At 68.0% G+C, this 20,349-nt stretch carries 18 protein-coding genes and 2 pseudogenes; 9 read left to right on the plus strand and 11 right to left on the minus strand.

Annotated elements, in window-relative coordinates; genetic code table 11:
* The first annotated feature begins 18 nt into the window (after positions 1–18).
* Positions 19–870, plus strand: a complete 852-nt coding sequence (locus BM013_RS38415) for a helix-turn-helix domain-containing protein (protein ID WP_093135610.1) — start codon at positions 19–21, stop codon at positions 868–870.
* 28 nt (positions 871–898) lie between these two features.
* Here the strand turns inward: BM013_RS38415 and mobF are convergent, their stop codons facing one another.
* From mobF to BM013_RS38430, 3 genes are read right to left on the minus strand one after another with little or no spacing between them, the layout of a single operon-like run.
* The gene (gene mobF / locus BM013_RS38420) at positions 899–3,907 is read right to left on the minus strand and encodes a MobF family relaxase (RefSeq protein ID WP_177225689.1); all 3,009 of its coding nucleotides are present in this window, start codon (positions 3,905–3,907) and stop codon (positions 899–901) included.
* A 10-nt stretch (positions 3,908–3,917) separates the two neighbouring features.
* Positions 3,918–5,513: a type IV secretion system DNA-binding domain-containing protein gene (locus BM013_RS38425; RefSeq protein WP_093135615.1), complete on the minus strand. Its 1,596-nt coding sequence runs from the start codon at positions 5,511–5,513 to the stop codon at positions 3,918–3,920.
* Entirely contained in the window at positions 5,513–5,866 is a 354-nt protein-coding gene (locus BM013_RS38430; RefSeq protein ID WP_093135617.1) for a hypothetical protein, read from the minus strand. Before BM013_RS38430 ends, BM013_RS38425 begins: the two co-directional genes overlap by 1 nt.
* A 508-nt stretch (positions 5,867–6,374) precedes the next feature.
* On the opposite strand from BM013_RS38430, the gene BM013_RS38435 reads away from it, so the two are divergent.
* From BM013_RS38435 to BM013_RS38445, 3 genes are read left to right on the plus strand one after another with little or no spacing between them, the layout of a single operon-like run.
* Positions 6,375–6,836, plus strand: coding sequence for a hypothetical protein (locus BM013_RS38435; RefSeq protein ID WP_093135620.1), 462 nt, complete (start codon positions 6,375–6,377; stop codon positions 6,834–6,836).
* A complete protein-coding gene (gene stbB, locus BM013_RS38440; protein ID WP_093135623.1) occupies positions 6,833–7,591 on the plus strand; it encodes a StbB family protein in 759 nt (252 codons plus the stop codon). The genes BM013_RS38435 and stbB overlap by 4 nt, the downstream gene beginning before the upstream one ends.
* Entirely contained in the window at positions 7,588–8,058 is a 471-nt protein-coding gene (locus BM013_RS38445; RefSeq protein ID WP_093135625.1) for a hypothetical protein, read from the plus strand. Before stbB ends, BM013_RS38445 begins: the two co-directional genes overlap by 4 nt.
* Before the next feature lie 86 nt (positions 8,059–8,144).
* Here the strand turns inward: BM013_RS38445 and BM013_RS38450 are convergent, their stop codons facing one another.
* Positions 8,145–10,172 carry a ParB/RepB/Spo0J family partition protein gene (locus BM013_RS38450; protein WP_177225690.1) on the minus strand — a complete coding sequence of 676 codons (2,028 nt, stop codon included), beginning with the start codon at positions 10,170–10,172 and terminating at the stop codon, positions 8,145–8,147.
* Positions 10,173–10,209: 37 nt separating this feature from the next.
* Here BM013_RS38450 and BM013_RS41540 point away from each other — a divergent pair, with 37 nt between their 5' ends.
* Both BM013_RS41540 and BM013_RS38455 read left to right on the plus strand, forming a co-directional pair.
* Positions 10,210–10,383 carry a hypothetical protein gene (locus BM013_RS41540; protein WP_177225691.1) on the plus strand — a complete coding sequence of 58 codons (174 nt, stop codon included), beginning with the start codon at positions 10,210–10,212 and terminating at the stop codon, positions 10,381–10,383.
* Between the two features lie 1,722 nt (positions 10,384–12,105).
* Positions 12,106–12,801 carry a response regulator transcription factor gene (locus BM013_RS38455; RefSeq protein ID WP_093135631.1) on the plus strand — a complete coding sequence of 232 codons (696 nt, stop codon included), beginning with the start codon at positions 12,106–12,108 and terminating at the stop codon, positions 12,799–12,801.
* A 624-nt stretch (positions 12,802–13,425) separates the two neighbouring features.
* On the opposite strand, the gene BM013_RS38460 is transcribed toward BM013_RS38455, so the two are convergent.
* From BM013_RS38460 to BM013_RS42285, 3 genes are all read right to left on the minus strand, one after another.
* A complete protein-coding gene (locus BM013_RS38460) occupies positions 13,426–13,851 on the minus strand; it encodes a hypothetical protein (RefSeq protein ID WP_093135633.1) in 426 nt (141 codons plus the stop codon).
* A gap of 345 nt (positions 13,852–14,196) precedes the next feature.
* On the minus strand, positions 14,197–14,541 hold the full coding sequence (locus tag BM013_RS38465; RefSeq protein WP_093135636.1) for a DUF2958 domain-containing protein: 345 nt from the start codon (positions 14,539–14,541) through the stop codon (positions 14,197–14,199).
* Positions 14,542–14,805: 264 nt separating this feature from the next.
* Positions 14,806–15,237 (minus strand): hypothetical protein, encoded by a 432-nt coding sequence (locus BM013_RS42285; protein WP_371281805.1) that lies wholly within the window; start codon positions 15,235–15,237, stop codon positions 14,806–14,808.
* Here BM013_RS42285 and BM013_RS38470 point away from each other — a divergent pair.
* Positions 15,160–15,315 (plus strand): annotated as a pseudogene (locus tag BM013_RS38470) (aspartate 1-decarboxylase); the annotation flags it as partial. The gene BM013_RS42285 and the pseudogene BM013_RS38470 sit on opposite strands and share 78 nt — an antisense overlap.
* A gap of 256 nt (positions 15,316–15,571) precedes the next feature.
* A complete protein-coding gene (locus tag BM013_RS38475) occupies positions 15,572–16,231 on the plus strand; it encodes a VOC family protein (RefSeq protein ID WP_256221876.1) in 660 nt (219 codons plus the stop codon).
* 187 nt (positions 16,232–16,418) lie between these two features.
* Here BM013_RS38475 and BM013_RS38480 read toward each other — a convergent pair.
* A pseudogene (locus tag BM013_RS38480) lies at positions 16,419–16,742 on the minus strand (transposase); the annotation flags it as partial.
* Between BM013_RS38480 and BM013_RS42045 the strand changes: the two are divergent.
* Complete coding sequence (locus BM013_RS42045) at positions 16,715–17,239, plus strand: beta-propeller fold lactonase family protein (RefSeq protein WP_256221877.1); 525 nt, start codon at positions 16,715–16,717, stop codon at positions 17,237–17,239. The pseudogene BM013_RS38480 and the gene BM013_RS42045 sit on opposite strands and share 28 nt — an antisense overlap.
* On the opposite strand, the gene BM013_RS38485 is transcribed toward BM013_RS42045, so the two are convergent.
* From BM013_RS38485 to BM013_RS38495, 3 genes are all read right to left on the minus strand, one after another.
* On the minus strand, positions 17,236–17,976 hold the full coding sequence (locus BM013_RS38485; RefSeq protein ID WP_256221878.1) for a P-loop nucleotide/nucleoside kinase family protein: 741 nt from the start codon (positions 17,974–17,976) through the stop codon (positions 17,236–17,238). The two genes, BM013_RS42045 and BM013_RS38485, sit on opposite strands and share 4 nt — an antisense overlap.
* Before the next feature lie 11 nt (positions 17,977–17,987).
* Positions 17,988–18,944 carry an ArdC family protein gene (locus BM013_RS38490; protein WP_256221879.1) on the minus strand — a complete coding sequence of 319 codons (957 nt, stop codon included), beginning with the start codon at positions 18,942–18,944 and terminating at the stop codon, positions 17,988–17,990.
* A 684-nt stretch (positions 18,945–19,628) separates the two neighbouring features.
* On the minus strand, positions 19,629–20,282 hold the full coding sequence (locus BM013_RS38495; RefSeq protein ID WP_093135641.1) for a JAB domain-containing protein: 654 nt from the start codon (positions 20,280–20,282) through the stop codon (positions 19,629–19,631).
* Positions 20,283–20,349: the final 67 nt, after the last annotated feature.

Consider the following 20,349-nt stretch of genomic DNA (forward strand, 5'->3'; position numbering starts at 1 on the left):
CGTCTCGGAACAATATGAATGACGAACTCCTCTTCTGACGACGACAACGTGTCGCGCGGCGCACAAGCCGTCCGGGCGCTCTTGGAGCGGCACGGTGTCCCCAAGCACCGGCACTCGGCCTTTGTGGGCGAGTTCTTCGACCTCTCACGTGCGGCGGCCCATCAGCGTGTCAGCAAGAGCACGGCTTGGACGCTCGAGGAACTTCATGCACTCGCTGAACATTTCGGCGAGACGCTCGGCCACGTCGTCGCGCCTGCGCCATCACGCGCCGATGATGGCCCTGTGGATTCCGCCAAGGGCGTCGATGCCACGCTGTGCGTGGGCGCCTCGAACGCCGCTTGTCGGATCTGGCTCGCGCCGGAGGGGAAGCCCTCGCCCGATGACCTTTTCGTCGCCCTGCCGATGGGAGGGAGTTACGTGGTGATGCCCGCACAGTCAGCGCCGCCAGCGCACGCACTGCGGATCAGGCGCATGGCGATCGACCAGTCTGTGCGTCCCGCCGCCAAGCGTGTGGCGGTATTCGACACCAACCCCCGATCCGCAAAGGCACTGTGCGAGCAACTCGCCCGCGCTGGGCTGGATGCATGCCCATTCAGCGCGAGCACCGAACTCCTCGCGGCTGCGGCGCAAGCTGCATTTGACGGATATGTCCTCGACTGGTCTTCAGCCCGTGGCCAGGATCCAGCGTTGCTGGCGGCCCTTCGGAGGCACAAGGCACCGTGCGCGCTCGTGCTGCTGGGTTCCCGGATGACTGGCGCGTCCCAAGACCTCGCCGATCTGGCGGACGCCGTGGCGAAGCATCGTGCCCAGTTTCTGGAAAAGCCGGTCCAACTGCCGCTGCTCGTATCCGCTCTTCAAAGCGGTTTCTAACCCCGCAGCAGAGCACTCGGCGGACGTCTCAGCGCACCGCACGCAAGGCGTTGTCCCGAACGGGCGCGCCCCGCGAACCCTCACGCGGCTTGAGGTTTGCCGCCAGTTTCGCTGCACGAGCACCCGATGGCAACCGCGCCAGCCGGCCCTTCAGAAGGTCAGATTCGCGGCGGTCGTCTCTCAGCTCGAGTGCGGCGAATTTCTTGGGCTCTCGACTCATTGCACTCGCTAGCTTCGACGCGTCGTCGGTAAAGAGGGTGACATGGTGACGCGCACGGGAAATCGCGACGTAGAAGACTGCGCGATTGCTCGACAGGCTGCGTGTGTTGGCATCCACGAGCACGCGTGCACTTGTCAGGCCTTGGGCGGAATGAACGGTGCTGGCGTACGCATGCTGAAGATGCAACGCGCGCGCGCGATCCAAGCGAAAGCGCGCATCCTGCCCGCCCAGAGTGACGGTGCTCCCGTCCACCGCGACCACGCGAAAGCGCTCGCCGTTGCGCACGCCCACCACCGGATCATTGGCCGTGACTCGCACCCAGTCCCCCGGCGCGATGTCCACCGTGTCCGGCCGATAGACGCGCAACACCGATCGCCTTGACGGATCGAACGAAACCGCCACGCCGTCCTCGCGTTGCACGCTCAGGCAGTCGCGCCCTGCCTGGCGATCGAAGCCAACGACTCGCAGCTGCTCGCCCTTGCGCAGTTGCGTCCCGTAGCTGCGCTGCGGCACGATGACCTGCCCGATGTCATAGCTTTGCGCTGACTTGAGCTCGGCACGGGTCATGTCTACCGGTTCAAGCACCCGAACGCGTTGTCCGCCGGACAGGTCGAGCCCTGTGCGCACCAGCGCATTGATGCTGCGGCGTGCGTCGTTGGTTCCGGCCACGATCAAGGTGTCATCACGCTCGCGCGGTTCCAGCCGCAGGTAGGCTTGGGCGACCATGCCGTGCCTGCGGGCGTCCTCGCGTTCCTCGACCACCGCATGGCGCAGCAGCGCCACGGACAATGGCACCTCACGCCGCGCCGCATGCACGACGGCGGCCCGGATCGATTCGTTCTTCTGCCGGACCACCTCGCTCAGGAAAGCCCTCGTCATCCCGGCGTCCTGAAGCTGTTCGAATGGCTTGCCAGCCTCCACCGCATGCGTCTGATGCCGATCCCCGGTCAAGACCAGACGCGCATTCTGGCGCTCGATGATGGCCATCAGATGCTCGAGTTGGTGCGCAGGCACAACACCCGCTTCATCGAGGAACACGATGCTTCGCGCGCCAAGCCGCTCCTGCTGGCCCTTGCGCGCGAGCAGCGAGGCCAGCGTCTGTGACTGCATCCCGAGCGCCTCCAACGCTCTGTTCTGAGAGGCGTAGGGCGCAACGCCCACGACGTGGTAGCCGCGCAGCAGTGACAATCGCGCGGCTTCTGCGCGGATACCCTGCACGGCTTTGCTGAGCATGTGGCTCTTGCCTGTGCCGGCCAGGCCCTGGATGCCGACGAACCGATCGTTCGACGAAAGAACCATGGCCACCGCCTCGCGCTGCCCCTTGTTGAGGTCACTGCCTACCAGCAGCCGGTTCACTGCGCTGGGGGACGAGACCGCTGGCACGGCGCCCCTGCCGGCGCGCTCGATTGCAAGAAGGTGCAGCTCGCTGCGACGCGCAGCGGGTGTGGCGAAGCGCGGCTCGGAGGCCACGAGGGCGCCGCGCTGGATGGCTGCGTCCACGGCGCTTTGGGCTTGCGTGTGCGTCTGCCCGCGCGCCGCCATCGTCAGCGCAATCCATGAGCTTCGAGTGAGCTTCTCCGCGTCGTCGTGGGCCTTGAAGCGACTGGCCTGCGGATCCTTTGCGATCGCGAAGGCGGACATGTTGAGCGAACGCGCCGTCTGGTACAGCGCGAGTTCAGGCACAAGCCGGCCGTCGCACCGAGCGCGCCCAAGGGCCGCATCCACGGCGCTGGGCGCAGCGTGGGCCGCCGCACGACCGTACGCCACTTCGAGCAGTTCCGCGCGAGAGAAGACACCCTGTCGCTCCGCAAGATGAGCGATTGCAAAATCGATCGCGGCGTCGGCCCTCGCTGTCGCTTCGGCGTTCATGACCGTCGCCTGGTGCAGCGCCCTGCCCAGACGGCGGGCGCTGCGTCGAGCCGCCGCCGCAAAAGCACCTTGCACGGCCAAATCCAGCCCCGCCTCCCTCGCCGTGTCCAGCCAATGCGCATGCAGCCAGGCGCGGTCAGCCTCCGTCTTCCTGGGGCGCGAGGCCAGCGCGATGACCTGTTTTTGCGCGGAACTGGCGTGGCTGCGATCATGGCCACTGGCCGCCAACAGCCTTTCGATCTCCTTGCTGCGCTGGCTGAAAAGCCGTACCGCGGCGTCAGGAATGTGGGCGAGCTCCCAGCCGCCCTTGCTGGTCTCGCGCAGATCGAAATCCAGCCGACGCAGGTGCGTTGCCAGCGTAGCCCGGTAGAACGCGCCGACCATCCGCACGTTGCGCAACAGTTCCTCGTTGGACAGGGCACGCCACTGGCCGTCCGCACGTCGCGTGAGATTCATCACGATCGCATGCGTGTGCAATTGCGGATCCTGGGCGCGTGACAGTTCATGGCGAAACGCCGCGGCCACGAGGATGCCTGTTTGCTCGCGAAACGACAGGCCGCGCTCCTTGCGGCGCGCCGCGGCGAATGTCTGCAGCAGCTGCAGGCTTTCCCGCACCGCTGCATCGTGCGCTGCGATGACGCGCGGATCCCCCATCAGCAGCGCCTGGATGCTCACCGACTTGGGTGCACTGAATGTGAAATCGATTCCCTTGCGGTCCTTCGCGGCGCGGGTGCGGCTCGCGCGGACGCGCTGTCCGTCTGGGAGATGTCCGTCGAGCAGTTGCTGGAACGCCTCCCGCTCGACGCCTTCGCGCTCTCCGAGCCCCAGCGCTGCAGCGCCGGCTCCCATCCACTCGCCGCGATGGCCTTCCTTGCCGTAGTAGTCATCGGAGGTCTCGAAATAGTGCGCCGCGCCTGCAGCGTTCGCCACGAATTTGAACGAGAGCATGCGCGTCTCCTCAGGCAGAAGTCTCGTCGTTCGCTGCGAACAGCGTGCTTTGCGCGTGAGGCTCGCCCTGGAAAACATCAGCCAGCACGATGGGCGGCACGACTGCCTGCCGGGCCTTGTATTTCATGCTCACGCGCGCGAGCGGGTAGTCGCCCGCCAGCTTCACGTAGCCCGTCAGGTTGGGCAGCAGATGGAATTCTGCCGGCGATACCATGCGCTCTGTGTCCTGACGGTGAGAGACCGTGCCTTTGCCGCCTGCGCTGCCCAGCGACAAGCTGGGCGCGCGCCGCAGCACGGTATGTTCGCCAAGGGCACGGGAGAATTCCTCGGCCGTGTAAGTGTCCAGTTCGCCGATCCCGCACAGGAACGCGCTTCGAAAGCAATTGCGCAAGGTGAGGGCATCGTTCCTGCCGTACGTGTTGTTGAGCTGCGCGAGCGACTGCACACCAGGCACGATGCGCAGCCCCTTTTTGCGCCCCTTGGTGGCCGCATCGACGATGTAGTTGAGCTTCTCGAGCGAGTCGAGTTCGTCACACACGAGATGCATGCGCCGCGCGGGATCTTCGGGCATCGAGAGGACGCTGGCGCACGTGACATCGACCCAGCAGGAGATCAGCGGCTTGAGCGCTTGCAGCATGTCTTCACGCCAGGTGATCCACAAGCTCCCCTGCCCGTCATCGAGCCAGTCCCGAAATGAAAAGTCGCCAGACGGCAAGTGCTTGTGAGGCGTGATGTACTGCGTGAGCACGGTGCGGATGCTGGCGAGCGTCTCTGTCGCCCCGTGAAAACAACCTGCCGCGGGCGTCCCGGCGAGCAACGCTCTGAGATCTTCGTTGCTCGCCGTCGTCAACCAATGCACCAAGCGCTCGGTGGTTCCCTGGCCTTGGCGCAGCAGGACCGCGAGCGTTTCGCTCACGATGGTTCTTCCCATGCTGTTCCACGTTTCCTGCTCGGTGGAGGGGCTGCGCGGAATCAGGCTGATCGCGTACTGCTCGCAGTCGAAACTGGTGCGAATCTCGTTGAAGATGCTCCAGCCCTGGCTTCTCTTATCGAAAGGGTTGAGGATCTTGTCACCGGGCGCATGGAAAAACCGCATGGAAGCGCCATCCGGATCGATGCAGATGAGGCGGTCGCCCCGGGCCCGCGCGCTTTCGATGTAGTCGGCGATGCACACGCTTTTGCCAGTCCCGGTCGAGCCGCCGATGAAGAACTGCGTACTCTCGACCGCCTGCGGAACGGGAATGCCGGCAAAGCGAAGCTGACCCTTCTGGCCTCGTGTGATCGACGCCAAGACATGCTCGCTGACCATGCGCGGCCCGCGCAGCCGGGCGACGAAGACAGCACCACCGAAGTGATTGGCATACCTGCGCACGGCCACCACGAAGACAGCGATCCCTGCGAGCAGTCCGCACAGCGGGCCGATCCAAAGCGCCGGGACACCCGGCGTCGCGCGAGCCGCGAACCAGATCCCGCGCACGATCAGGACATCGGGCACCCGATAGTAGAGAGCGGCACCCACGAGCCATCCGAAGAGGACCAGCACCAAGACGGCCAACGACAGCCAGGCGCGCAAGGCCTGATCGGGCGTTCGATGGCCAGCGATCATCAACGTCCCCTCAGGAAATTCTCCACAGCCGTTGCGTCGACGAGCTGATCGGCCTGAGCACGCACACCTTCGGTGACGGATTTGCGCACCATCAGGTAGATCCCGCAGAGCAGGCTCACGAGCAGTTGCGGGTCAACGCCACCAGCGCTGCTGCCCTGCCACCGCTCGACGCTTTCGCGAAGGCCTTCGAGCTCGTGTCTGAAGCGCTGCAGCGCCTCGGTATTGGGATTCGACGCATCGAAGTAGATGCGCTTGATGTGGGTGCCGAGAGCGGTGTCTCCGGATGCAGCGAAGAGGCGAAGAAGAACGCGCTCTTCGGCGTCGTTGAACCTGAGTGGGACGTACTTGGCCATGTGTTACCGCCCGGACTGCGACGTCAGAGGAAGAGCTGGAAGAGCGTCACACTGCCAAAGCGCCTGTAACACCGCCGAATCGAGGCGCCATGCGGGTTTGCCGGCACCCTGTGGGTGCGTATGGTGTATGGCCCCTTCGACCCCTGGGCGGGGGCGGCCCGGTCGGGCGCGGCAGGCGGGGATGCCCCCAGGAGGCGCAGCAGGCTGCACCCGGCGCGGTGGCGCGGGCCCCTCGTGCGCGGCGGGCGGCGGCATCTCCTCTTCGGGCGTGCCGCAGGCCGCCCGAGCGCGTGACATCGACCGGCCAAGGGCCGGCGCGAGCAGCAGTTGCATCCTCGATGTGTGCATTGCGTGTCCTTTCCGTCTCCCGCTGCATCGAAACGCTCTCCGTGGCGGCTTCAAAGTGCGTCCGATGACAAAGTCGCGCTTGAAAAATCCACTTCAACGAGACAAACTCCACTTCATCCGGCGAAATGTATCGCCAAAGAGGATTTAGAGGCAACCGCATATGGACAGCCAGCCCGATCCCCGGCCCGGCGTCGACACGCTCGATGCCCTGCAGCGCGACACGCAGGCGCTGGTCGCGCAGCGCCTGCGCAGCGTGTCGGCGGTGATCGCGCGCCTGGCCGACGCCATCAGTCACGCCCACGCCCTGGGTCACGGTCATGCGGCGATCCACGCGCGGCTGCGCGCGGGCGGTCTGGCGGTGAGTTGGAACAACTACCGCGCGGGCCTGGTGCGCGCGCGCAAGCGACGCGCGGTGCACTCGCCCTTGCCGCCCTTGCCGCCCTTGCCGCCGCAGTCATTGGCCCCCTGCCCGCCCCCGGGCGTCGCGTCCGCGAGCGGGCCCGCGGCAGGCGCCTCGGCGGTGCTGGACGCGCTCGCGAGCGCGCAGCGCGCCGCTTCGCGCGACTACGCGCAGGCCGCGCGCGCGAGCAGCGCTTCCAGGAAAGCGAGGTCCTTCCCATGAAAACCTGCGTTCTCAATCTCTCGGGCAACGTCGGCAAGAGCACGCTGGCGGTCCACCTGCTGGCGGCCTTCACGCCGCGCGCGCGCATCGTGAGCGTGGAGTCGCTCAACGCGAGCGACGTCGACACGGTCGAGGCGCTCGATGTCGAGGCCTTCAGCGCGAGCCGCTTCCGGGATATCTTTCGCGAGATCATGGTCCACGACGACCTCATCGTGGACGTGGGCGCCTCCAACGTCGCGGCGTTCATGAGCGAGATGGCGCGCTTTCGCAGCGCCGTGGGCGAATTCGATCTGGTGCTCGTGCCCACGGTGCCGGCGGACAAGCAGCAGCGCGACACGATCGCCACCGTCGACTGGCTGCACGCGCTCGGCGTCGAGCCGCGCCGGGTGCGCGTCGTCTTCAACCAGTACCCCAGCGACAGCCTGGAGAGCGTTGCCGCGATCTACCCCCAGGTGGTGGGCTACGGCCTGACGCACGGACAGGCCAAGGCGGTCTTCGAGCCGCACGCGGTGGTCGCGCGCAGCGAGGTCTTCGAGCTCGCGAAAACGAGCCGGCGCACCATCGGCGAGCTCGCGCGCGACGCCACCGACTGGCGCGCTGCACGTGCCGAAGCGCGGCGCGCGGGCGACATGGAAGCCCTGGAGCGCGCGATGGCCGCGCAGATGACGCACGACCTCGCGGTCACGGCGCAGGACAACCTGGTGCGCGTGCACGCGTTGCTGTTCGCACCGGCGAAGCCGGCGCGCAAGCCATGAGCGCGACAAGCGCCCAGCAGGCCGCGCTGCACATCCTGCTGGAGGATGTCGAACCGCTGCTGCAGCGCGCCGAGGAAGCCGCGTCGAACGTCCAGGCCTCGCGCGAAGCGCTCGCGGCCGACCTCGCCGCGCTCACCCCCCTGGTACAGCGCAGCGTCGAGGCCCCATCGGCGCTGCTCGAGGCCGCGCGCCGGCTGGACAGCGCGGCCGCGCGCATCGAAGCCGCCCTGCAGGCGCGCGGCGATGCGCAGGGCCCGGCGCGCACCCCGGCGTTGCGCGGGCCCTCGCCGCGGTGGCACGCGGCCGCGCTGCTGTGCGCGATGGCCGCGCTGTCCGGCGCCGCCGCAACCGTGGCGCTCGGCTGGGAGGATCCTGCACCGGCGCGCCTGGGCCGCGCGCTGCAGCGCAACTGGGCATCGCTCGACGCGCCCACACGTGCCCGGGTCGATGAAGCCCTGCGCCGCTGAAAGCCCCCGCGCCAAGGCCGCGGCGTCGCGTTCGCCAGAAAAAAGCCCTGCCCGCACCGGCGGCACAGGCAGGGCCTCGTGCAGGTTCAGCCTTGCGTCCGGCGATCAGCGTCGGCTTCTTCGCCTTCGCCTTCTTCTTCCGCGCCCTCGCCCGGCGCCGTTTCAGACGCTGCGTTCTCCTCACGCTCCTCGTTCTCCTCACTCTGCGCGTGCCGCGCACGCAGCGGCAGCGGCAACCACCGCGTGCCTTCGAGCTGGCTGGCGCAATGCGCCGCGAGCGCGGGCTTCTTGAGCGAAGTGAGGGGCGCCGGCACCTCGGCGCCCGTGGCCTCGCGCACCGCTTCGCACATCGCCGACTTGCTCACGTGCAGCAGGTAGTGCCGCTGCGTCGGCTGCCACCAGTCGGCCATGTCCAGGCCGAGCGCGGCGGCGAGCGCGTCGCTCATGTCCGCGCGCGACGGCATGCGCGTGCGGATCGCATCGACGCTGCGCGCCGTGCAGTACGCGAGCAGGTCCAGCAGCACCTCCTGCGGCTGCGCGAGCAGCCACGCGAAGAGCGCGTCGGGCTTGCCCGGCAGCAGGTCGCCCCACAGGCCCTCGGCCTGCCCGAGCACGCCCGCCGCGCGGCTGTCGCCATGGTCGGTGGCCGCCTGCGCCAGCGTGCCGTCGCCGCACACGCGCGTGGACACGCGCACGATGTCGTTGCCCGGCCCGTAGAGGCTGAACACCGTCTCGGCCATGCGGTGCGCCAGCGCCGCGAGTGCCACGTGCGGCTGTTGCAGCAAGGCGGCCTGCAGCGCCGCCGTGCGGTGCGCGCTCAGGTCGCGCATCAGACGCTCACTGAAGGCACCCCGGGCGGCGTCGCCAGTCCGCGCCTGCGAGGGCTGCGCGGCTTCGTCCTCGGCCGCCATGCCTTCCCCTGCCCCCTCTGCGCCCCTCGCCACGCTGCGACGTGCCGCCCGGTCGGCGGGACGCACGAGGCCGCGCTCGACCACCACCTCGCCGCGGCTGTCCAGCCGCACGAGCGCACCGGCACGCGCGAGCTGCTCGGGCGACCACTGCCGCAGTGCCGCGCGCGCCGCCTCGAGCTTGTCCTCCACCTCGTCCAGCGCGCCGCCGAGCTGCGCCTCGCGCGCCTCGAAGTCGTCGGCCTCGGGGTCGCCGTCCGTCTGGTGCGCATCCAGGGCCTGCGCGGACGTCAGCGCCAGCGCCTCCAGCCCGGCGAGGGCCTGAGCCTCCTCCGGCGTGGGGGCCCGCTCGCCCTGCGCCTCGAAGCCGAAGCCGCGCCATGCGGCCCGATCGGTGTCGAGCGTGACCTCGACCCACGACCAGCCCTCGGTGCGCACGGCCTCGGCATGGCCGCGCAGCCGCTCCATCGCCAGCGCGTGCAGCCTCGGCAGGTCGTCGAGGAAGATGCCTGACAGATCCTCGCCCGAGGCGAAGAGGTCGCGGCGCACCGCCCCGCCCTCGGCCTCGTAGGCGTCCAGCCCGACGAAGCGCGCGAGCCGGCTGTCGGCGCTGCAGGCCTCGGCGGTGACGGCATCGCGGATGCGCCACGCGCTGCGGTCGTGCGGGCGCAGGCCGTCCCAGACCGCCTCCTGCGCCTGAAGGTCGTCGATCAGCGCGAGCGCCTGCAGTTGGTCGTTGTCGATCTCCCCGGCGCGGTACATCGCGATGAAACGCGGCGCCAGTCGCGCGAGCCGCAGACGCCGCTCCACGCTCAGCACGGACACGCCAAAGCGCTGCGCCACCTGCGCCACGCTCAGGTGCTCGTCCTCGATGAGCTGTCGAAACGCCACCATCTGGTCGGCCGGGTGCATGGCCTCGCGCCCCGAGTTCTCCGCGAGCGACACCTGCCGCGCCTGCACCGCATCGCACAGGCGACACTCGACCGGGTGGGTACCTGCCAGGCGCCCGCGTTCGGCCAGCAACTGCAGCGCGCGCAAGCGCCGCCCCCCGGCCACGACCGCAAAGCGGCCATCGTCCTGCGCCACCACGCTCAGGCGCTGCAGCAAGCCCTGCGCGTCGATCAGCGCGGCGAGTTCCTCCAGCCCGTCGGCGCGCTGCACGCGCCGGACGTTCGCCTCCCCGAGCACGAGCCGATCCAATGGCACGTGCAGGTCCCGGGGCACGGCGCCTGAGGGACCTGCCTTGTCCACCGTCCCCACCTTCACCGCCTCACCCACCTCATCTGGCGCGGCCCGCCCCGTTTTCGCGCGCGTCACCGCCCGCGCGCCCTTCGCCACTGCCCTCGGTGCCCTGTTCGTCAAGACCTTGGTCTTCTTTCCATCCGCAATCGCGTTCATGGCAATTTCCTTTCGTTGAAATGAGCCGTCAATGCACACACGGACGAAAGCACCCGAAGCCACCGCAGCGCCGCCGCCTTTTCCTGCAGGCAGGCCGGAGTCCTAGATTCGGAGCCCTTCCAGGAAGGGTTGCTTGCACGCACCGGTCGCCTCGTGGCGGCTGGCTGCCGTTCTCCTGAGTTCTTCGCCCGGTGGCGTCCGGCGCACGCGGGGACGGGAGCGCAAGGGGGAAGCCTTCGTAACGCGCAGGCGTTATGAACACCTCCTTGCAGGCGCAGCCGGGCGCCCGGCTCCGCGCGCGCACAGTCACCGGACACAAGCGAAGAAGCCAGGCGAACGGCCGCACGAGAAGCCTCCGGTGCGGGCACGCAAGCGCCGCGCGGCGAGCGCCCCCACGTGCCGCAGGCACGTCATGCATCGGAAGTCGGGAACGCAGTCCCGCGCCAGGGATGCGCAAGGCCGCCCGAACGGGACGGTCCCCGCAGGGGATGAGCGCGAAGGCGCGAACCTGGAGCTCCCCGACGCCGGCGCCGCCGGCGGGGCGCCCACCGAACGGCAGGGCCGCAGGCCGATCGCGCATCACAGTGCCGGGATGTTCGGTGATGTGCCGCCAGACCAGGCAGGCGGCACATGGCAGCAGACGGCAAAACCGCCGCCGGTGGAAGCACCAACACACCGCCAGCCAAAGCCATCGACCGACCTGGCCCCATGCGCAGCGGCACCTCCACGTCAGGGGGCCGGACGGACAGACGGACAGACATGCATCCCTGTCACGCGCCCGGCCATGGGCGCGACTGCAGGCCCTGCAGGAACTTCCGCGCAGGCGCAGCAGAACCGGCCCTCCTCCCTTGGCAAGACCTCCGGGCTCGCACGGGACCCAGTGGCGCAGAAACCAAGCATCGCGCTTGACGAACGCAGGCGCGACCAACCACCCGGTGCAGTGGACAGCCGGCCCCCAGACTGCGTCCTCAGGACGCAGTCTGGGGGTCGGCTACACGGTCGCTGCCTGCACGCCATTGCACCGATGAAACCGGTGGCACCTGACTCATCCCCCTGGTCGCGGATCACACAGAGCCGCCCGCGCGAGACCAGCAGAGCGCCTCGCTTCCCGCTTTGCTGCGGGCATCCTGCCGAAAGCGAACAAGCAAGCGAACGATCGAGCCCGGCAGGCATCCGATCGCCGGTCCCGGACGTCAGGAACCTGGCCAGGCACAGGGACAAGGAACTGGCGCTCGACGTCGCAGAAGCCCTCTCATTCTTCGACGACGCGTACGCGAACCGCTTGGCTTGCCATGCGTTGACGGTGCATCGGCCCCGGCCGGGCTGCCCTCGGTCTACGCCGCCCGAAGCGCGGCAACGATCCGCATCGCCCCCCGAGAGACCGATGCCGTCACCCGAGCATGGTCTGCGCCACGCTTCGCCGGGCCAGGTGCGCTCAGGCCGCGCCTCAGGCGCTCGCTGATGGCCCCCCGGGCCCGTCTCGCCGGCCTGCCTGTGGAGTGCCGCGAGGCGAAACGGCGGGGAAGATCCCGGCCGTCATCGTGGCGATCAGTAACGCCACACATCGCAGGCAAGACTTCGCCGGCTGCCTTCAGTCGAGGCCACGTCCTACGCAGGTGATGACGGTGAACCGGCGGTCACGGGCAGGCTGGTGAACACAGACTCACCAGCTCGTGCCCGAGATCCCTGAGACCCCTGCCTGCCACCTGCCATTTCGATGGAACCCCGACCACGGTACGAGATGCAGATACTGCTCATCGAAGACCAGCCCATGCTCGTTGCTTGCGTCCAGGAGGGCCTGGAAGGTTTAGGCTATCGCGTCGATCTCGCACACGATCGCGTGGAAGGGCGCTACCTCGCGACGGAGGGCGACTATGCCCTGGTGGTGCTCGACGTGGCCTTGGCGGGCGCCGACCTCGCCGTCCTGCAGGCCATCCGCCGCACCAAGCAGACGCCGGTGCTGATGCTCACCGCGCGCGACAAGCTCGCAGACCGCCTGCGGGGACTGCAGCTTGGCGCGGACGACTACCTCGCGATGCCCTTTTCCGCGGCGGCACTGCGCGTGCGCGTGCAGGCGCTGCTGCAGCGACACACGCCACCGCCGTCGACGCGTGTGCAGTTGGCCGACCTCCAGGTCGATCTCCAACGCCGCGAATGCGCACGCAACCGCGTCCGGCTCAAGCTCTCACCCAAGGAATTCGACTTGCTCGCCGAGCTTCTCCAGCACCCCGGCAAGGTCGTGTCGCACGCCACGCTCGCGCGGCGCGTGTGGAACACGCGCTTCGAGGACGACTGCAGCACGCTCGAGGTCACCGTGGGGCGCCTGCGCAAGAAACTGGACGGCCCCTTCGACGTGAAACTGCTGCACACGGTTCGCGGTGCCGGCTACGTGCTCGAGGATCGCGAAGCGGCATCAAGGGCGCTGGACCTTTCCTAGGCAAGCGCATCCTGCGGACTGCGGACTGCGGACTGCGGACTGCGCAATGCATCTGGGCCAAAGGCCGCCCGGCTGGCGCATGAGGAAGAGAAGGCCGAGCGCTCCTGGTCTTTTTCAGCCAGCCACTCCTGCCTGCTGTCAGCAACGCCGGTCCGCGTGCACCGGTTCGCAGGCGTCAGCCGGCACCCCACGCCTTCGCGACAAGGAACCCAGCGCCAGGCGCGTGCCCTGTGTGCGATCGAGCGCGCCGCTGGCGAGATGCGACATCCGAAGCTGACGGCACCATTCGAAGAACCCGTCGAGCTCTGTACGTATGCGCTGCCTACCGTCGCTTCCGCGCACATCCGCAGCGGGACGACGAAACAACCGGGCGCGCCACCACCCCGGGCGCATCACGCCGAGGCCACCCATCGGCGATGGGTCCGACGTGCATGCCCTTGCGCGGGTCGTGAGGCATCAGACCCCCGTCGAATTTCGAAGCACGACACCGACGCCTGGAGGCCATCGGCCATCAGGCAAGCCCGAAAAGCCGTCCATCACGGACGGGGCCGTGCCGCCGCGGCCAAAACGCCAGAGCCACCTGGGAATGCCCACACCTGGCCGAAGGCGGAGCCGAGCGTGCCTTCAGATGACGACACGCCGCACCGGCAGGCCCCGCCTGAGTGCCTCGCCAACCACTTTCTGGAGGGTGCCCACGTTTTCGATGATCAGCGCATGCTGGCCGCTCTCGTTGAACGGAAGGTATGTCGTTTGCTCGGTAACCTTTTCTCGAACCCGAAGTCCTCGGCTTTCAAGCGCTTGGACAAGACGGCGCGCGGGTCGTTGGTCGAACTCGCCGAGGTCGACACTGGGGCGCCCCCACAGTTGCCGCACCGCCTGCCGGACAGAAATCTCGCGCCAACTCGGCACCGTGCGGCGCAGCACCTGAATCTCTTGGCGGCTGGGCCCCTGCGCATCGAACACCACCGTGATCGCGCACACCGCGCGGTGAATCCTCAGCAGCGTCCACCCCGATTGCGTCCCATCCCACAGATAGCTGTAGCTTGACATCGTCACGGCACTCCTTGCCCCAAGAATAGCCGCGTTGCCTTCAACGGGGTGCCCAGACGCCCACCCCAAAGTGGCTGGCGGCCTGGCGCGGGACCTGCCCCAGTGCGACCGATGTCGACCACGCCCCGCGTGACCTGCCGCTGCGAACACCGACGGGGCGCGCCGCCACGCCCCGTGGAGGCGAACCTGTCCCTGGCGCGGCGGGCGAACGCCCATGCAGAGCACAATCCTGCCGGCGCCCTGTGACAGGCGTGGTGCGTGCGGCTGTCACGGTGGCAATGCGCGCGGCCGGCGCGAAAAACAATGGCACCGACCGTGCGACGACGGCCGATGCCTCGGTGCCGGCTAAGCGACGATGCGCCCGGCCAGCCGCGCCTCCCGCGCATAACCGCTCAGGGGCTTGTTGGCCACGAAATGCAGGTCGCGCTCGATCGCCAGCCCCCATGGCCCGCGCAGGCCCTCCAGCTCCAGCAGGCTCACATAGCCGAGCTCGGGACAGCCCACACCCAGGTCGCACAGCCCGAACGCGATGGCGCCGCCGGCGTCCAGCTCGCTCAACAGCCAGGTCGCGCCCGCGTGGGGCGTGAACAGCTTGACCACAGGCGCCGGATCGTGACGCGGGTTCTCGGCCGAGGTCCGGCCATGGGCCTGCAGCAGCGCGCGCTGGTCGTCGCTCAAAAGATTTGTCATGACGGTCTCTCCTTGGAAGGATGCAGGGCGGGATTGCCCGAGACCGTCACCGGCACGCCGCAGCGCAGCGGTCAGGGTTCGAAGACGGGCGCAGCCCGCCAGCGCACACCGTGCGCGCAGACCTTGACGGCGAGAACGGTGTGGCACCCTGAAGGGAACAGCAAGCCAGCCCACCCGCCCTGCTGCGCGTGCCATGCGATGTCGCGCCGCGCGTTCTGACCCGCAGAGCGCAGGTGGCGCGCCCATCGATGCCGGCCGACAAGGTCAAGCAGACGGCGCCAGGCGAGGCAAATCCCCCGCACAAGCGCGACGCTCCCCGCCTCCTCTCGGAAATGCCGAGAACCCCAAGACGCCTGCTAGCCCCGCCTGGATCTCGGCGGCCATCCGCCGCGCCCGGAGGCTGGACCGTGTCCGATCGATGTCCCTGGCGCTCGCAAGGCCCAGTTCGCCCAGCACGGTGTCGTCGACATCGGGCTCGTCAAAGCGATGGCGCCCGGGCTCGCCCGCTTCACGCACCAGCGCGCGAACCTCTTCATGGGCGAGGTCAGCGTCTTCCATGGCCGTCGACGGCCTGCGCTCCCATCGATCGGCGCTCACTGCCTTGGTCTGGACTGCGAGCTGCACGACGAAGGCTCCTGTGCCATCGACGAAGACCTGCGCGATGCCGCCAACCTGGCAGAGAACGAGCAGGTCCACATCGGGAACATCAACAACGGCGAGCGCTCGCCCATTGCGCGCGCGAGGCCTGCCCGAGGCCGGAGAACTGCGGGAGTGGGGGCCGTTGGCGTGGTTGCCCGTCCAGTCCACGAATGCATGCAACGCCCAGCATCGGCCAGTCTTCTGTCGGGCCAGCTGACGGCCGATCCGATGGTCGCGCTGTCCAATACTTCAGACAAAAATTTCAGTCCGGCAGGCGAGACAGCTTCTCTAGGAAAACAGGACTCAGCGCCGGCCACGGCCCAACACCGTCTGCTGCAAGGGCGCGTTGCGGAACGCCACCGATTCTTCGCGCTGAGGGCCAGATGACTCCATGGGGCTGCGAACCGATGCGCCAGCAGAGGCTCGTGCAGCGCACCAATCAGCTCGCGAAGATTCGGATCTCACGCCTTTTCGACTTTCGCAGAATTTGCTCTCGGGCGTCTTTTATGCGCCCCTGCGCGGACATCGAGCCTTCCCGACAGCGGTCGCTCAAACCGAAGGTCCGCAATGGCGCGCGGCGTACTTCTGCTTGGGCCCCGTAGCGGTCGTTCTCATGGCCGAGAAGCAGGCTTTCCAGTACGCTGTTGGCATGTTTGCGCACATCCAAATCGGCGTTCGTGACCTCAAGGCGATGGCCGCTTTCTACGACGCGGTGCTTTCCGAGTTGGGCCTGTTACGGGATACTGATTTGGGGCATGTCGGTCCTGCGGGCGTCATCTGGAGGCTGCATGGCTCACGGTGGCCCCAGTTCGTCATCAATTTGCCATTCGATGGAAAACCGTCCACCACAGCGAACGGCTCCCAGGTGAGCTTCTTGTGCGCTTCAAGAAGCGCGGTTGACGCCGCATGGTCCGCTGCAATCTCTCAATCAGCCTTGGACCTTGGCGCCCCGGGCGTAAGAACACGGTATGCAGCCGATTTCTATGCCGCCTACTGTTCGGACCCGGAAGGCAACAAGCTCTGTTTCGTTTATACCGACCCGAAACCATGAAGGTCCGCTCTTGGCGGAGGCTGTGGAAACGCCTTCGGCGCTTCAGTATGCCGGGCATCCGCGTCGCGAGGGCCATCACCAGGCGCGCAGGCCATCCAGTAGTCTAGGTGGGCGCGAACGGATTTGAAGCCCAGCGCGCCCTTTGCGCGCCGTCGAAGGGCCATAAAGGGGCCCACGCCCCCACCAGCCGCACCGCCTTCATTGTTCTCCTCATGCCCAGGATGGCGATCACTCGCTTGAGGTTGCAAGCCAGCACATGCAGGCTCATCTCGGTGCCCACATGCGCCAGCGTCTTCGTCAGGAAGTGCGTCGAGCCCATCCAGTGCTTCAACCTCCCGAAGACATGCTCGACGGTGCGCCGTCGCAAGGTCATGGCCTCGGGCTTCTTGTCCAGGCGCTGCTGCACACGCTCGAGCACCTCTTCATGTTCCCATCGGGGGATGCTCCGGTAGTCGCCTGTCGTGCATTGGTTTTTGATCGCGCATGCGGGGCAGGCACTCGTCCAGTCGACATGGTGCCCACGTAGGCCATTCTTTTCCTAAGTGTTACAAGATTTCCTGCATCTTTAGGTCTTCGATCCCGGAATGTTGTCATTCCGCTCACGCTTGGCCCAATGCCACGTCTGCCAACCGCTTCGGGCACCGGCAGGAACCCCGGCGCCCTGCTCCCTTATTCCATCGACCCGACCACGGGCCCGTTGACTTCGATCGGCTCGGTGCCTGCAGCAACACGCCCTTCGGCATGGCCATCGATCCGACCGGACGCTTCGTGTACGCGGCGAACAGAACCCCTCACAACGTCTCGGCCTACGCCATCAACCCACGAACCGGCCCGCTGACAGGGGTGCCGGGCCCACCGTTCTCCATCGGAGCCAGCCCGCCCAACTCCCTGACCGTGGATCGCACAGGCCGGCTCGCCTCACGCCTTTTCAACTTCGCGGCATTTGCTCTCGGGCGGGTGCTGTGCGCGCTGAGTCGATGCTTCGTTGTCTCGGAGGGCTCGCGCTAGTGAGGCGGCGGCAGGAGCGCCAGCCCCAGTGTTTCGGCAATCGCGCGCGCGGCCTCTGCAGGGGCGACAGCGGAGGTGTCGACGACCACTTCCCCTCTCGGCATCGCCCGCTCGGCCGCTTCAAATTGCGCGCGCAATTCACGCAGAAGCTCCACCGACTGAAGCTTTCCATAAGCAGCCCGGCTTGGTGCCGTAAGACGTTCCTCTTGTACCGCGACCGGGACGGTCAGCTGGACAAAATGCGTACTGCCACCGGCGGCCCTCACGCTCTCCACGACCCGCCTGTCGAAGCCTTCGACGACTGTCGGCTCTGGCGCAAACGTGAAGATGAGAGAGCGCTCGGCCATGGCCGCCTCGCGCATCATGTCGAGCCACATTTTTTCGCGCAGCCTCACAAACTGCTCGGTGCCGAAAGGAAACACGGCTGCCACGGCATCAACCACCAAGTGGTTGTGAAAAACAGCGTAGCCGGTGATCCGCCCGAGTTCCTTCGCAATGGTCAGCTTTCCAGAGGCAATGGGGCCGTGGACAAAAACAAGCTTCATGCTGTGGATTATGGTTAGAGAAATGAGCCGCTGAAAAGTCAGCTTCGGGCCGATTCGTTTGGCGCACCGTCTTGCGTCGTTGGTGTGGCGAAATGGCGCGGGGCCGACCGGCGACGTCACCCACGACAGTTCAATCGCGCGCCAGCGAAAGCTCAGTGGCGTCTCGCACGCGTGCAACCGCACGGCGGGCACTGCCAAGGTCCTCAAAGGAGGTCTTCGACTTCCGGCAGGCCCCGTGCCAAGATCCAGTCGAACGCATCGCTGGCATGTCGCGCGGCCGTGAAGATCGCCGATCGGTCATGGCGCAGCAGTTGCAGCCAGGCCTCCAAGCGGCCCGTATGGCCCTCGATGGTGGCCTGAACGAGCCCGCAGTGCCCCATGAGGAAAGCCGAGCCCAGCTCCGCCACGAGCGCCTCGAACGCAGGCGCCGCGTCACCGAAGCGCGGGCCGAACGCGCGGTGCAGCCGCGCCGGATGCCCAGTCCAGTGCACGAGTTCGTGCAACAGCGTGGCGCAGTAGTTCTCGGCGCTCGCAAACCGCTTCGGCAACGGCAAGCGGATCTCGTCGCGCACCGGCACGTAGCTCGCGACCCCGAAGCCATGTCGCACCACGGCGTCGCAGCCGACAACCAGCCGCAGCGCGGTCTCCACCGCCCCGCGGCCCTCACCTGCCATGGGGCCCGCCCATGCCGGCGCCCCCTCGCATGCCGCCATGCCCAGATCGTCCGGCAGCCCGTCGACCTGAGCCAGGTTGAACAACCACAATGGCCGACACCGCAGCACGCCGACGCGCGCCGACCCGAGACCCTCACCCTCATCGACGCCGCAGAGCGCACCCTTGCCAGCCGCACCCGCTTGTGCCTCGTCGCGGGCCGGGCGGCCGGGCACACGGTCGAAATGCGCGCACATCACCCCGCGTGCGCCCCTGCGGACCTGACCGCCGAGCATCGCGGCCTGCCGGTAGGTCATCCAGAAGTTCGTCGCATGGCCCTGTGCAATGGCCTCGTCCCACAGCAGCAGCACGTTCGCGCCCCGGTAGCACCGTCCCGTGTGAAGGTTGCGCGGAAAGCCGCGCGACGCCGCAGCGACCCAGCGGGCACGGGCCACGTGGCCGCCCTGCGCGAGCATGGCGATGATCCGGTCCGTCACGGCCTGTCGCACGTCCAGGCGCCCGCCCGGGCGCCGTGGCGCCTGGGGCCATTCCCGCAGCCCTGCAGTGGGTGGGTCCTCGGGGGGTACGGGGGGAACGCCCGTGGCAGCCGGGGGCCGCGCAGCGGCCGAGGCCGACGTGCCGCGTCGCGCGAAAGCGCCTGAAGATCGGGTCATGGCAACGCCTTTCTGCGGCACCTGCCGCGGGGGTGGAAGAAGGAAAACCTGCTGTCGGAGCCGCCTCGACGCAGACCGGGCGAGGGGCCAGCGAGAAGGTCCGGGGCCCGGGCGCAGGCCGCAGCCGAGCGCCGCGAGGACCGGGCGAGCACGGGGGCGAAGCCTTCACCCTGGAGCGGGGAGCGACCCGCGCCATGCGTCGATCCAGAGGCGGCACGACCGCGGGTCGACACCTCCCCGCCGCAGGCCACACACGGCCGCCAGCGCCTGCGAGCTGCCGCGTGGCAGGCATGCGGCCAGCCCGCTCACCGTCCATGCGCGTCCCGGCGTGCCAGCGCCGGACCTGGCGGGGCGGGTCCGCCCCGCCACGCGGCGCTGATGGAAGCGACTTGAGCGCGCACGGGCCAGCGTGCGAGCGTGCGCCGCGCGCGACCACCCCGAACGCACGCCGTCCAAAAAGCGAGGCCGAAAGAAAGAAGGAAAACAAAAAGGGGCGCCGAAGCGCCCCGCAGGCCTCGCTCAGACGAGGCCGCGCTCGGCCATCGAGACGGCCCGGTTTCCGGCAACCACGAAGTGGTCGAGCACCCGCACGTCGATGTGCGCGAGCGCCTCCTTCAGCGCATCCGTCAGCGCCCGGTCCGCCGCCGACGGCTCCACCTCGCCCGACGGATGGTTGTGCGCCAGGATCACGGCCGCGGCGTTGTGCTGCAGCGCCCGCTTGAGCACCTCCCGCGGATACACCCCGGTCGCCGTGAGCGTGCCCCGGAACAGGTCCTCGAAGGCCAGCAGCACGCACCGTGCATCGAGGAACAGGATCGCGAAGCTCTCGTGCTGCTGCCCCGCGAAGTGCAGCTTGAGATAGTCCGAGACGGCGTAGGCAGAGCGGAAGGCCTCGGCCGGGCGCAATTCTTCGGCGAGCAGCTCCCGCGCCAGGCGCAGCCCGCACAGCAGCTGCGTGCACCCCGGCAGCGACGAATCACGCGCAAAGCAGACCAGCTTGTGCAACGAGCGTCCTTGCGCGTCGTAGAGCACCTCCGCGTCGGCGCCGAGAAACGGCCGCAGCGCCTCGAGCACGCTGCGCTCGCGTGCCGTCATGGCAGACAGCGACGTCGTGAGGTCGGAGCAAACCGCGGAAGATCCCGCAGCGGCAACGGAGGAAGTGGAAGCGTTCATGATGACGAACTCCTGTGAGATGACACAGGCGGGATTGCCTGCGAGACCCCGCCACCCCGTCGCAGCG

The sequence above is a fragment of the Variovorax sp. OK605 genome, assembly GCF_900115445.1.
In the GTDB taxonomy this organism is placed as follows: domain Bacteria; phylum Pseudomonadota; class Gammaproteobacteria; order Burkholderiales; family Burkholderiaceae_C; genus Variovorax.